The sequence below is a fragment of the Thermococcus sp. GR5 genome (genome assembly GCF_012027535.1).
Classification (GTDB): domain Archaea; phylum Methanobacteriota_B; class Thermococci; order Thermococcales; family Thermococcaceae; genus Thermococcus; species Thermococcus onnurineus.
Genome location: NZ_SNUN01000001.1, coordinates 91,752 through 104,248, shown reverse-complemented (window position 1 = coordinate 104,248; position 12,497 = coordinate 91,752). Strand labels below are relative to the sequence as shown.

General features: G+C 41.9%; 14 protein-coding genes and 2 tRNA genes. 11 read left to right on the top strand and 5 right to left on the bottom strand.

The annotated features are described in order from the left end of the window. The first annotated feature begins 33 nt into the window (after positions 1-33). The 9 genes from E3E33_RS00550 (at position 34) to E3E33_RS00510 (ending at position 6,268) form a co-directional block, all read left to right on the top strand. Positions 34-237 (top strand): DUF2281 domain-containing protein, encoded by a 204-nt coding sequence (locus tag E3E33_RS00550; protein WP_058938042.1) that lies wholly within the window; start codon positions 34-36, stop codon positions 235-237. Then, positions 237-635, top strand: coding sequence for a PIN domain-containing protein (locus E3E33_RS00545; protein ID WP_012572809.1), 399 nt, complete (start codon positions 237-239; stop codon positions 633-635). The genes E3E33_RS00550 and E3E33_RS00545 overlap by 1 nt, the downstream gene beginning before the upstream one ends. Before the next feature lie 4 nt (positions 636-639). Next, positions 640-1,197, top strand: a complete 558-nt coding sequence (gene rfbC / locus E3E33_RS00540) for a dTDP-4-dehydrorhamnose 3,5-epimerase (protein WP_167711671.1) — start codon at positions 640-642, stop codon at positions 1,195-1,197. A 63-nt stretch (positions 1,198-1,260) separates the two neighbouring features. After that, positions 1,261-1,449 (top strand): hypothetical protein, encoded by a 189-nt coding sequence (locus E3E33_RS00535; protein ID WP_012572811.1) that lies wholly within the window; start codon positions 1,261-1,263, stop codon positions 1,447-1,449. Continuing rightward, positions 1,437-1,907, top strand: a complete 471-nt coding sequence (locus E3E33_RS00530) for a type II toxin-antitoxin system VapC family toxin (RefSeq protein WP_167711670.1) — start codon at positions 1,437-1,439, stop codon at positions 1,905-1,907. Before E3E33_RS00535 ends, E3E33_RS00530 begins: the two co-directional genes overlap by 13 nt. After that, complete coding sequence (gene rfbD / locus E3E33_RS00525) at positions 1,904-2,755, top strand: dTDP-4-dehydrorhamnose reductase (protein WP_167711669.1); 852 nt, start codon at positions 1,904-1,906, stop codon at positions 2,753-2,755. Before E3E33_RS00530 ends, rfbD begins: the two co-directional genes overlap by 4 nt. Positions 2,756-2,760: 5 nt before the next feature. Next, positions 2,761-4,032, top strand: coding sequence for a UDP-glucose/GDP-mannose dehydrogenase family protein (locus E3E33_RS00520; RefSeq protein WP_167711699.1), 1,272 nt, complete (start codon positions 2,761-2,763; stop codon positions 4,030-4,032). Further along, positions 4,029-4,895, top strand: a complete 867-nt coding sequence (galU, locus tag E3E33_RS00515) for a UTP--glucose-1-phosphate uridylyltransferase GalU (protein WP_167711698.1) — start codon at positions 4,029-4,031, stop codon at positions 4,893-4,895. The genes E3E33_RS00520 and galU overlap by 4 nt, the downstream gene beginning before the upstream one ends. 152 nt (positions 4,896-5,047) lie before the next feature. Then, positions 5,048-6,268, top strand: a complete 1,221-nt coding sequence (locus E3E33_RS00510; protein WP_167711668.1) for a lipopolysaccharide biosynthesis protein — start codon at positions 5,048-5,050, stop codon at positions 6,266-6,268. On the opposite strand, the gene E3E33_RS00505 is transcribed toward E3E33_RS00510, so the two are convergent. The 5 genes from E3E33_RS00505 to E3E33_RS00485 all read right to left on the bottom strand — a co-directional run bounded on the left by E3E33_RS00505 (position 6,269) and on the right by E3E33_RS00485 (position 11,568). Further along, positions 6,269-8,200: a hypothetical protein gene (locus E3E33_RS00505; protein WP_167711667.1), complete on the bottom strand. Its 1,932-nt coding sequence runs from the start codon at positions 8,198-8,200 to the stop codon at positions 6,269-6,271. Then, positions 8,178-9,071 carry a glycosyltransferase family 4 protein gene (locus E3E33_RS00500; protein ID WP_255453316.1) on the bottom strand — a complete coding sequence of 298 codons (894 nt, stop codon included), beginning with the start codon at positions 9,069-9,071 and terminating at the stop codon, positions 8,178-8,180. Before E3E33_RS00500 ends, E3E33_RS00505 begins: the two co-directional genes overlap by 23 nt. Positions 9,072-9,303: 232 nt before the next feature. After that, positions 9,304-10,371: a glycosyltransferase gene (locus E3E33_RS00495; RefSeq protein WP_167711665.1), complete on the bottom strand. Its 1,068-nt coding sequence runs from the start codon at positions 10,369-10,371 to the stop codon at positions 9,304-9,306. Positions 10,372-10,385: 14 nt separating this feature from the next. Then, positions 10,386-11,354 carry a glycosyltransferase family 2 protein gene (locus tag E3E33_RS00490; protein ID WP_167711664.1) on the bottom strand — a complete coding sequence of 323 codons (969 nt, stop codon included), beginning with the start codon at positions 11,352-11,354 and terminating at the stop codon, positions 10,386-10,388. Next, positions 11,323-11,568, bottom strand: a complete 246-nt coding sequence (locus tag E3E33_RS00485) for a glycosyltransferase (protein ID WP_240911979.1) — start codon at positions 11,566-11,568, stop codon at positions 11,323-11,325. Before E3E33_RS00485 ends, E3E33_RS00490 begins: the two co-directional genes overlap by 32 nt. Before the next feature lie 417 nt (positions 11,569-11,985). On the opposite strand from E3E33_RS00485, the gene E3E33_RS00480 reads away from it, so the two are divergent. Together E3E33_RS00480 and E3E33_RS00475 are read left to right on the top strand one after the other, a co-directional pair. Continuing rightward, positions 11,986-12,063 (top strand) — tRNA-Glu (locus E3E33_RS00480). 13 nt (positions 12,064-12,076) lie between these two features. Then, a tRNA-Ile gene (locus E3E33_RS00475) sits at positions 12,077-12,154 on the top strand. The last annotated feature ends 343 nt before the right edge of the window (positions 12,155-12,497 follow it).

The window sequence follows — 12,497 nt, the reverse complement described above, 5'->3', positions numbered from 1 at the left end:
AGTTCCGCGAGAATGTTTAGGATGGTGAACGTGATGGAGGACGCTTACAAGCTCTTTCAACAGCTCCCAGATGACCTCAAGGAGGAGGTGCTGGACTACATCGAGTTCCTCCTGGAGAGGAACGCGCGCAGGAGACGCTCCCCCATGAAGTTTGGATGGCGCGGGGGGCTGAAGGAGCTCAGGAAGAAGTACACTTCCGTGGAGCTTCAGCACAAGGCCCTTGAATGGTGGGGCTGATGTATCTAGTTGATACTAACGTGTTCCTTGAAATCCTTCTTGATCAGGAAAACGCTGATAACGCGGAGAGGTTCCTTAGAGAAACTCCACCCAGCGAGCTTGCCGTCTCGGATTTCTCGGTTTACTCAATAGGGATAATACTCTTCAAGCAGAAGAAACACGGGGTCTTCCGGGAGTTCGTTGAGGACGTTCTCCTGCGCGGTGGGCTCTCCCTGCTGAGACTCACTCCCTTTGATTTTGAATCCCTGGTTGAAGCCTCCCGTAAATTCCACCTCGATTTTGACGATGCGTACCAGTACACCTTGGCCCGTAAATACGGCCTCCGCATAGTCAGCTACGATTCAGATTTTGATGCAACCGATATCGGTAGGGTTACGCCACTTCAGGCGATGAGGTGATGTTATGCCGTTCGAATTTAAAAGGCTGGAAATCCCTGATGTTATCCTGATCAGGCCCAAGGTCTTCGAGGACGAGAGGGGCTTCTTCATGGAAACTTACAAGAAATCGGATTTTGAAAAGGCTGGAATCAAAGGGGAGTTCGTCCAGGACAACCACTCAAAATCGAGATATGGAGTGCTCAGAGGCCTGCACTTCCAGCGCGAGCCCTACACCCAGGCCAAGATTGTGAGGGCCGTTAGGGGAGTTATTTATGATGTGGCAGTTGATTTAAGGAGGGACTCACCGACCTTCGGTAGATGGGTGGGGGTAATCCTCTCGGAGCACAACAAGTGGCAGCTCTACATTCCGAGGGGCTTTGCCCATGGATTCCTAGTGCTGAGCGACGTTGCCGAGGTCGTCTATAAGGTTGACAACGTCTACGCCCCTGACTATGAGGGCGGGATAATCTGGAACGACCCGGAGATAGGCATAGACTGGCCGATTGATGACCCCATAGTATCAGAGAAGGACAGAAAGTGGCCAACGCTGAAGGAGGCCATCGAAAAGGGATGGGTGTTCTGAGACACTACTATCGCAAAACATTTTATAACGCTATGATAAAAAATACACCGACGGTGGTTGGATATGGGAAAAATCGCCATTGAGCTTAACATCCCTGACGAGATACTGAAGACGATTGACCTCAAGCGGCTGAAACGAATCGTTGAGAGAGAGGTTATTATAGAGTACAGTGTCCAGAAACTTCACGGAAAGTTCAAGGACATGGATCTTAAAAAACTCCTCAGAGAGGTCGAAGAGGAATGGGCCATCTAACGGCCTTCGTGGACACCAACGTAATAATTGAGCACCTGGGAGGCAATATTGACCTCCTCGACTTAAGGGAGAGGTTTGACGTCCTGTATTCTAACAGCATAGTGTTCAGTGAGGCGCTTATGGTGTACCTAAGGGCATTAACTGGCGAACGCCCGTATACACTCAAACACAACCCCGATATTATCAGGAACCTGAGGGAGGAGCTCCTGGACTTCTCAAGGCTTTTTGAACTTTTCCTTGATCTGGAAATAAACCGGACTGTTGAAACCCTCTCCGTTGAGTACATGATAAAATACGGCCTGCTGCCGAATGATGCACTCATTCTCGCAACCTGTAAGTTTTACGACGTCAAATATCTAATTTCGTTTGACAGCGATTTTGCCAATGCCTGTGAGAATGAAGGGATATCTCTTCTCAGTGATCCAGAGGAGATAACTAGGCTTGGTGATGTCCCGTGAGGGTTGCGATAATCGGGGCCAACGGCCAGCTCGGAACCGACCTGGTGAAGGTCTTTGGGGAAGACCCGTCTTTTGAGGTCATCCCGTTGACTCACAGGGATCTGGACGTCACGGTTCCCGAGACCCTGAAGGTGCTGAAAGAGCTGAAGCCCGACGTAATCATCAACACGGCCGCCTATGTGAGGGTTGATGACGCCGAGATTTATCCGGAGAAAGCTTTTGCGGTGAATACCATCGGCGCGCTGAACGTTGCCAGGGTTGCCAGTGAAATTGATGCCATCAACGTCTACATCAGCACGGACTACGTCTTTGACGGCGAGAAGGGAGAACCATACACTGAGGACGACGTTCCGAACCCGATAAACGTCTACGGGGCAAGTAAGTACTCCGGCGAGATTTTCACGAGGAATTATTCGACGAAGTACTACATCATCCGGGTGGCGAGCCTGTACGGAAAGGCCGGTGCGAGCGGAAAGGGTGGAAACTTTGTGAACTGGGTCATCGAGAAGGCAAAGCGCGGGGAGGAGCTGAGGATAGTCGACGACCAGTTCATGAGCCCCACTTACACGATGGACGTCGCCAGAACTCTGAAGAAGTTCCTGGAGGTTGGGCCAGAGTGGGGAGTCTATCACATGGTGAACGAGGGCTACTGCTCGTGGTATGAGTTCACAAAGACTATCTTTGAAATCTTGGGCTGGGACGTTGAAGTGAAGCCTATAAAATCGAGCGAGCTTAACAGACTGGCGAGGAGGCCGATGTTTTCGGCGCTGAGAAATGAGAAGCTGGAAAGGATTGAGTTGAGGATGATGGATTGGGAAGAGGCGTTGAGGGAGTATCTTCGGAGGTGATGGAATTGAGAATTTCAATTATCGGTTCTGGCTATGTTGGTCTTGTTACTGGCATGGGGTTTGTCAAACTGGGAAATGAAGTTAGTTTCGTTGATGTTGACGACAGGAAAATTGAATTGATAAACAGCGGGAAACCCCCAATTTATGAGAGAGGTCTTGAAGAACTTATGCAGGAATTCGGGGGAAAGTACTATGCTACTAAAGACTATCGAGAAGCAGTCCTGAACTCCGATGTAACATTCATTGCTGTTGGAACACCATCAAGAGAAGATGGGAGCATTGACCTAAAATACATTGAAAGTGCCTCTAAAGAACTTGGAAAAGTCTTGAAAGAGAAAGACTCCTATCACCTCATCGTTGTCAAAAGTACTGTTCTCCCTGGGACAACTGAGAACGTTGTCAGGCCAATCTTGGAGAGCGAATCAGGTAAGACAGCCTTCCAAGACTTTGGCCTAGCAATGAACCCCGAATTCCTGAGGGAAGGTGTTGCACTTCAAGATTTTCTAAATCCTGACAGAATTATTATTGGCGTAAATGATAAGAGGAGTAGGGACATCCTTAAGGAGCTTTATGCTCCAATTGATGCGCCAAAACTTGTTGTCAATATCAAAACTGCAGAAATGATTAAGTACGCCTCAAATGCTTTTCTCGCAACAAAAATAAGCTTTGCAAATGAGATTGGCAATATCTGTAAAAAGCTTGGCATTGATTCATGGAAAGTCTTTGAAGGCGTTGGCTTGGATCACCGGATAAGCTCGCACTTCTTCAGGACTGGAATCGGCTGGGGTGGCTCTTGCTTCCCCAAAGATGTAAGAGCATTAATTAGAAAAGCTGAAGAACTGGGAGAAGAACCACTAATTCTAAAGGCTGTTATGGAGGTTAATGAGAAGCAGCCATTAAAATTGATTGAACTTCTAAAAGAACATATCTCAGAGTTAAAAGGAAAAACAATTGGTGTTTTGGGATTGGCCTTCAAACCTGACACTGATGACATTAGAGAGGCAAGATCAATAGTAATTGTGAAAAAACTCTTAGAGGAAGGTGCTGAAGTTATTGCTTATGACCCAAAGGCCATGGAGAACTTTAGACGTTTGTTCCCGCAGATTGAGTATGCAAGCTCTGCAGATGAGGTTTTGGAAAAATCTGACATTATTCTGATAGTAACAGAGTGGGGAGAGTTTGAAGAGCTTGATTACTCTGGGAAGATTGTCATCGATGGAAGGCGCGTAAGAGCCGCTGAGAAAACGGCAAAAATTTACGAGGGGGTTTGTTGGTGAGGGTTAAGAAAGCTGTAATCCCTGCGGCTGGTTTAGGAACCAGACTACTACCGGCAACAAAGTCAATGCCCAAAGAGATGTTGCCCATTATTGATAAACCAGTAATTCATTATGTTGTTGAGGAAGCAATAAAAGCTGGGATTGATGATATTCTTATAATTACCGGTAAGGGAAAAAGAGCTATTGAAGATTATTTTGATAGGAGTTTTGAGCTAGAATATTATTTGAAAGAAAGAGGAAAAGAAAAAGAGCTAAGACAAATTGAGAAGATTGGCGAAATGATCGATATTTACTATGTCCGACAAAAGAGGCCTCTGGGATTAGGTGATGCTATTCTTCATGCTGAAAAGCATGTAAATGGGGAACCCTTTGCGGTTCTTTTAGGTGATGACATTATTGTTAATAAAAGTCCTGCAATTGGGCAGTTAATAGAAGTATTTGAACATTTTAATGCTTCAGTTTTGGGAGTGGAGAAAGTTTCCTGGGATGCTGTCAGCAAATATGGTATTGTTGATGCAAGGGAAATTCAGAAGGGCCTCTATGATGTCCACGATTTAATTGAAAAACCGTCTCGGGAAAAAGCGCCAAGTAATATTGCCATTGTTGGACGTTACATTCTAACTCCTGATGTTTTTGATGTTTTGAGGAGAGTGAAACCTGGCAAAGGTGGAGAAATCCAACTGACGGATGCTCTGAGACTACTGTTGGAGGAGAACAATGTCAAAATCTTTGCTAAAGAAATTGAAGGCAAACGATACGATGTTGGGGATAAGGCTGGATATGTAAAAGCCATAATCGATTTTGCGTTGATGAGAGAGGATTTAGAAAAAAATATAAGAGATTATATCATGGGATTACAATGACTTCAGGATTTACTTAGTGTCTACAAACTAAACGTGGCGAGTGTATCTAATTAGCAAGATCTCACAGCAAGCTTGTCTAATATCGTGAAGGAAATCTTAAATACGAACTATGATGATAACTTTGAGAAATCACAGTGGGACGGCGTGTTGCAATGATGAGGATAATAAAGCATGAGCTAAAAAACTTCAAGAATCCTCTCTATAAAAATTCTATATGCCTTGCTTTAGCATCCGTTATCTCTGCCTTTGCTGCTTTCGTTTTTTGGAACGTAGTGTCCCGGCTCTATTCCCCAGCTGACGTTGGTGTTGCATCATCTTTAATATCTATGCTCAACCTAATTTTTGGTATCTCTCTATTGGGCTTAAACATGTCACTTATTAGGTTCTATCCAGAATATAAGGATCGATCAATTGGAAGTGCGCTCCTGATTTCAACATCATTTGCAGCCGTCGTTGCGCTGGGTTATATCCTGTTGGCAAGAACCTCTTCAAATTTTGCCACTATTTTTTCATTCAGTTTTTCGTTATTGTTTGTTCTCATCTCAATGATGGGTGCGGCATTCAACATATTGGGAACGGCGTCCATAGCCATGAGAAACACGAGACATAATCTTGTTCAAAACGTGTTGTTTAGTCTACGGTTTGTACCTCTATATATGCTAGTCCACTTGGGTATCCCCGGAATCATTGGTTCTTTCGGCTTTGGTGTGCTCTTTGGTTTAACGTATATTGTGTTTGTCCTTAGAGGGCATATCTCGCTCTCGATCGACAGAAGGTATCTGTCTACTGCATTCAAGTTTTCACTTGGTAACTATATAGCAAATATCGCTAATATAGCTCCCAACTATCTAATGCCGACCCTTGTTCTGACAGTGGCAGGTAGGGAAGATGCGGCATATTTCTTCATTGCGTTTACAATTGGTAACATGCTTTTAATAGTGCCCAACTCAATAAATACTTCTCTTTTTGTGGAGGGTAGTCATGGACTTGTAGACTTGAAACAGACGCTAAGGAAGGCAATATTATTCAGTTATCTCTATTTGGTAATTGTTATTGTATTCGTATGGATGTTTGGAGAGTGGGTGTTGGCGTTCTTTGGGCCGGAGTATGTACGTGGGTTGGATTTGTTGAAAATTGTATCCCTCTCAGGATTTTTGATTGTTATAGTTAACTTCTATGTTACAATGTTGAATATCCAGAAAAAGGTAAAGGGGGTAGTGATAATTTACATTTTAAAGGCGGTTTTGTTTCTTGGGCTGAGTTACCTACTGGTTTTAAGATTTGGAATTTTAGGGGTAGGATATGGGTGGGTGATATGTAATGTGGTTCTTGTTGTATTAGTGTATTTAATGTCTTTACGCGATCCGATATGACTAGGGGGTATTCTGCTTTGTATTGCCACAACTGTCGTAAATTGCGACGACTTCATTATTAATGTATACATTACATCTGTCATAAGAACTGAATAGCTTTTCTCTGAAATCTGCGTTGAGGTAGACTATTCCCCTAAAGTGGTTGTCGGCATGATAAAAGTACTCACCATTTAATATGTCCCACCTAATCAGCTCAATATCCACTGGTGCCTTTATCCAGTTAATCCAGTAATATGAAACAATAGTATTTTGTAATTGGTAGTATCCAAAAACTGGATGCAAAAGAAGGTCAGAGCCAAAAGACATATTTTGATAATTTGTGTGGAGAAAGTTAACTGCATACACTGCTTCAATTTTTTGTCCATGTTCGTAATTATTGGGATTGATAGATTGTAGAGACCCCTCTGGATAAAATCCAGGATATAAAAAGTTTGTAAATACCAATGTTATTAAGAGTGTGCTCAGTGTTATTAATGCTAATTTGTTTTGTCTACTTAGAAGTAGATACATGCTCACGGATACCGGTATTGTCAGAACCCCAAATATGAATGGCATCCACCTATCAGGAAAGAATGCAGTCAGTTTTAGAACTACACTAGTGCCAGCGAATCCGAATAATGCAAGTCCCGCTAATGAGAGGGACAACATTCTAATACGAAGGTCTCGGTTGTGTATCCTCTTGGAACTAAGAGATCCCAGAAGTACCCATGTCCCATAAAGTGAGATTACAACGAAAGTAGTTACTCCGGACAACTTCAGGAAGTTTGAAATAGGGGTAGGGACTTCTTTGATCATAAGTATTTGAAACCTAAATAAAAACCTCAGAGATGCCGCTATGTGAGTTTTAACAATATATTCCGTCCCTACCCAATAACCCCATGTTGCTATTAATAATATAACAATCAAAATCAGCGTGGGGTATCTGCTTCTCTTGGCGTCTTCGGGAGATAATGAAGGTGTCCATTGAAGGAACGAGTTAAATATCAACATGACAACAGCAAAGAGTATCAATACCACGGTGTAAAGTGGATGTGTGGGAATTATGGCAATGGACACTATGGTTGCCAGAAGAATTTCTCTATGGTCATTAACCTCAAATATTTTGGAATAAACGAGTAGGAAAATCATACTGTATATGACAGCCAGGGACATTGCTATTACCCAGTAGCTCCATAATACGTGTGTCATGTTTATCCCTATCAACATTGCTCCAATAAGACCTACGTTATCACTAGAAAGGAACTTTTTTACTAAAAGGTACACTGAGGTTATGGAGAGGATCGATTCTGGAATCATTATAGTCACTACAAATAATGTTTTATCTAACGGATGGCATATCATTGAAGTAACTGCATTGTATATATGAAACATGGGAAATTTTGAGTAGTACAAAACATAGGGTTGGACATGCCCTGTCCATATTATGCCTTTATACATTAACGCATGAAACCAAGTGTCTATACCAATGTATAGAGGGTACTCGAAATATATGACGACCCTAATTGTGATACTCCACAGAATTATTAGAAGTAGTATAAAATAGCTTTGGCGCTTACTTTTATGTGTGAGTATTGCAAACAAGAGGATGCACGAAATAGTAACAAGGTATGCAAATTTAATCTGGGGGTTTAATACCAATTTGGGGTTGAGTATGTAAGCGAAGAGCAGCTGAAGAATAAGCAGTGAATCTATGACGAGTAGAATCAAGGATAAGTTACTGTGCTTTCTATTGGTGCCATTTGTCATTGGAACAGCATTAAAAGTTATGTTTTTAGGAGTAGTTAAGAGTAACAGAGGCAAAAAAAGGAAGAACACTAAAAAATATTTATGGAGATAAATCCCTGTAATAGATATAATTATTCCCATTACACCTATGATTGTATTGATTATATCGTAAGCGGAGCGTTCATTAAATGGCTGTCTTTTGTACATGCTCCCCCACCAACATTCTGTAAATATTTATGTACCTTTGGGTGATTGTATTCCAGCTGTACTTCTTTTCAGTGATCTCTCTGTTCCGTTTTCCAATTTTGTCCACAAGTGCGTTGTCTTGTATTAGCATATTCACAGTTTCCCCTAACTCCTTAGGACTCTTAAGTGGCACGATAAAACCGTTCTTTTCATGCTCAACAATGCCCCCACTCCCAACTGGGGTTGTGATCACAGGCAGTCCTGAAGCCATTGCTTCTAACACCGTTAAGGGTTGAACTTCATCTAGAGAAGGCAAAATAAAAATTTTTGATCGCTGATAAATCTTTGCTAATTCTTGGTGGGTCAAATTAAATATAAATTCAATCCCGGCTTTTTTTCCTAACCAATATAACTTCTTTTCTACACGGGTAACTACGGCAACTACTCTAATGCCCTTCTCTAAATACTTAGTAGCTTGTATTAGTGTGTCAAATCCTTTTGCAACTGTTCCTCTTCCAACAAAGAGAATAATATTCTCTTTTACTATATCGGGATCGGGTCTAAATAATTCAGTATCAACCCCGTTGGGGATAACGGAAATTTTACTGGATGGTATCCCATGGTCGCATAAATATTTTTTTAAATCAAGCCTCGGAACAATAAGATGATCAATATTTTTGAAGCTTCTTTTTTCAATAGCTTTTGCTACTATGTATGTTATGTCATTATACACAGGTTTGTATTTTAGGCTCATTGTCCTGGAGCGTCTTTCTACTTGTTGAAACCAAACGCTACCAATGGAGATGATTGTTGGCTTCCTCGGTTTGTACAATAACGTTGTGGTGTTATTTGCCAGATGAATTATATCATAACTATTCTCATGCCTTTGCAGTACTTTCTTCCCTACATATGGAATACATGTAATGTCCTAACATATGGCGCATATTTTATAAAGTCGGGAAAGTTTGCATTTATTCCGTTAGCAAAAGAGATTAACTCGACTTCATGTCCAAACTTTCTCATATATTTAGCCAAATATGCTGGCACGATTGCTCCGCCGCCCCCCCTTTTGGTCTGGTAATACTCGCTGATATACAACACCTTCATTGCATTCACCATGATTTTTAGTTAGATATCTTGTGGAATATACTAACTAACTGCTTTCCAATTCTCTTGGGAGTAGCCTTTTCTTTATAAATCCTGTATCCCCCATATGCGATTTTTTTTCTCAATATCTTGCTATCCTTTAATTCTAAAATTTTATCGGCTAAATCATCGGAGTTTGCATGTTCCACAAATAATGCACTCTTTTTATCTTTAAGTAGTTCTCTATTTGCTGGATTGTCTCCCACTATAGTTGGTTTTTTCATTGCAATGAACTGGAATGTTTTTCCAGCTATGACTCTCTTGGCTTTATCTATATCCGAAAAATGTCCACCAAGGCAGACATCAGCTTTTGCTATTTCTACTGGCAACCTTTCATAGGGAATCCACTCTATAAAGGACACATTTTGTAAGTTTAGTTTCTTGGCATATCTAATCATTCTTTCATATTCTAAGCCCTTACCAACGATCTTAAAATGAATATCAGAGTGCTCCTCTAATTTCTTGGCGGCTTCAATGATATATTTTACTCCATGAAGAGGAAGGTATGTAGCATAGTAAAATATCTCAAAAGCCCTGTTGTCCTTTTCGACATACCTTGGATAAAATACACTATTATCGGCACCAACAAAGATGCTCTTAAATTTGTCTTTTTCTACTCTAAAAGTGTTAACAAAATAATCTATATGCGCATTAGTGTCTAATAGAACAATATCAGCAAGTTCACACGAAAATTTGTCTAACAAATAACTTGATCTTCCAAAGAACGAATCCGGCTTGATTTTTTCTCTATCGAAGCATAAAGTGTCATATACTGATATAAATGCGTCAAAGATTATAGGTTTGTTTGGCAATAATGATTTAATTATTGGGACTAGAGGCTGACCTAAAAAACCGACAAAAATTAAGTCAATGTCTTTTTCTTTTCTCACGAGAAATTTCTTTAAGACATCATAATATCTTTTGGGATAAGAATGTAGCTGACTGGTGTGTTCAATAACTTTAATCCCGTTTTCTCTTAAACCTTTCAATATTATGGAATTTCGCACATAACTTGGCTCCCTTCCTGAGATAAAGAGAACTCTCATTACTCTATCACCATTTATTTCTTCTCATACTCTAACTTCTTCAGCCTATACAGCACATCATCTAGGAGCATCCTCTGGGATTTAAGCATATCTGCCAAAAGCCCTAAAACTATCGTTTGAACGCCCACTATGAGTAATAGAGTTGCCAAGACTGCAGAAGGCAACCTTCCACTAACACTCCCTGTAGCGAGATAATATGACAGAGCTCTCCACCCAAAGTACAATCCAGCAATTATAAAAACACCTCCCACAAGGCCAAAAACTTTCAATGGATTGTAATCCCTATATGACCTTAAAATTATCATGCCCGCTCTTTTTGCATATTTAAAGATATTTGAAATCAATCTAGATTTTCCATCCCCTTTTCTCTTCCTAAACTCTACGGGAACTTCAACGATCTTCAATCCGTAGTGACTTGCCTGTATAATCGTCTCCTGGACATAAGTATAATCCGCCAAAATATGCAGCCTCATTGCAGCATCTCTTGAGAAAGCCCTAAATCCCGTTTGAGCATCGGAGGTTGGAAATCCAGAGGTGATCCTCGTAACCCACGTAGCGATTTTATTACCAATGCGCTTTTGTAGCGGCATGTACTCAATCCAACCCTTAAACCTTGAGCCCAGAACTATATCCGCTTTGCCATCAAGTATTGGCTTTACTAATTTTGGAATTTCTTTAGCATTATATTGACCATCTGCATCGATGTTAACAATGATATCTGCCCCAATTTCTAAAGCCGTTTCTATTCCCTGCCTAAATGCCCTTGCCAGTCCTCTATTTTTTCTAAAGCTGACTATTACATCAGCCCCGGCTTCTTTAGCAACTTTAACAGTATTGTCTTTAGAACCGTCGTTAACGACAACAATCTGAATGTCGTCGATTTTCCCTTCAAAATCTTCCGGCTTGAGGTCTTTTATCTCTTTTATGACTTTACTAATTGTTTCCTCCTCATTATATGCAGGTATGGTGATTACCAGTTTCATCTTTGGACCTCCATACACTTGGTGCAATCTCAAAAGTTTTGTCCTTACTCCCATCATCGACTACCAGGACATCACCGTGCTTCTTAGAAAGGGCAACGACTGAGCCTATGGTCAGTTCCTCGTTGTACGCTGGGATGGCGATCAGGATGTTATGCCCCATAATTCCCACCGGTGACATCGTTGCAGTATATCCAAATTTTAGTAGTACTATCAACAATTTAAAATATGTGTATACATGGGACTCAAGTAAACTCTATTGTCCACTCCTTTTTAAATTTTTCTAACCTCCAGAGATATTTTGGTTCGTATATAAAACGTTATTTGATGAGAATCGCTCCTCGGAGTTTCAGATGCAGAACGCTCCTCTGACATTATGGTACTCCGAATGCCCGTATTCATGCTGAAACTTGAATAGCTGCCCCGGTGAATACCATTAAGTGCCTTGGTGGGGGCATTTTAGTGACGTTGTGGATCACTCCCCGTGCCCGGAATTCTGCGTCAGTTATTATATCTCTCCTCACATCCACCTGGAGTCCCTCGCGTTTTGGCCTCTGCTAGTGCCCTGGATGTCCCGGGCTCTCCCCCCCACCGAAAACTTTTTAAATCCTCTTCCCTCCCTAATTTCGGACACGCCCCGGTGGTGTAGCCCGGTCAATCATGCGGGACTCTCGATCCCGCGACCCGGGTTCAAATCCCGGCCGGGGCACCAGAACCTTTCTCGCGGGCCCGTGGCTCAGCCTGGTCAGAGCGCCCGCCTGATAAGCGGGAGGTCCGGGGTTCGAAGCCCCGCGGGCCCACCAGTTCTACAAACTTCGCCTGCGCGAAGTTTGATCAAGGTCGGTGATTCCTGTTTGAGTGCTCTTTTGGGAGTGTTTGCCTTTTTGAGTGTGCGGTTTTTAGTGAAGAATTCCTTTGAAAATACATTATTCAAGTGGGTTTACTTCTTCCGCGCTCCGTTGGAGCGCTTTAATGGTTTAAACCCGCGTTTTGAGGCTTGTGAAATGCGAATTCCAGCTTAAAATGGCAGTTTGGTAGTGCAAATTCTCTTCAACTGCACCTTTGGGAAAGAATCACAAACTTTGATGAATCCCTACCGAGCAACTTTGCTGGACAAAGTCTCTTTGGTGAAGCTTTTTTCAAAAG

Coding starts and splice junctions, on each gene's coding strand:
- E3E33_RS00530 (WP_167711670.1), top strand. CDS start 1,437: ATGGGCCATCTAACGGCCTTCGTGGACACCAACGTAATAATTGAGCAC.
- E3E33_RS00495 (WP_167711665.1), bottom strand. CDS start 10,371: ATGAGAGTTCTCTTTATCTCAGGAAGGGAGCCAAGTTATGTGCGAAAT.
- E3E33_RS00505 (WP_167711667.1), bottom strand. CDS start 8,200: ATGTACAAAAGACAGCCATTTAATGAACGCTCCGCTTACGATATAATC.
- E3E33_RS00550 (WP_058938042.1), top strand. CDS start 34: ATGGAGGACGCTTACAAGCTCTTTCAACAGCTCCCAGATGACCTCAAG.
- E3E33_RS00545 (WP_012572809.1), top strand. CDS start 237: ATGTATCTAGTTGATACTAACGTGTTCCTTGAAATCCTTCTTGATCAG.
- E3E33_RS00510 (WP_167711668.1), top strand. CDS start 5,048: ATGATGAGGATAATAAAGCATGAGCTAAAAAACTTCAAGAATCCTCTC.
- rfbC (WP_167711671.1), top strand. CDS start 640: ATGCCGTTCGAATTTAAAAGGCTGGAAATCCCTGATGTTATCCTGATC.
- E3E33_RS00490 (WP_167711664.1), bottom strand. CDS start 11,354: ATGAAACTGGTAATCACCATACCTGCATATAATGAGGAGGAAACAATT.
- E3E33_RS00535 (WP_012572811.1), top strand. CDS start 1,261: ATGGGAAAAATCGCCATTGAGCTTAACATCCCTGACGAGATACTGAAG.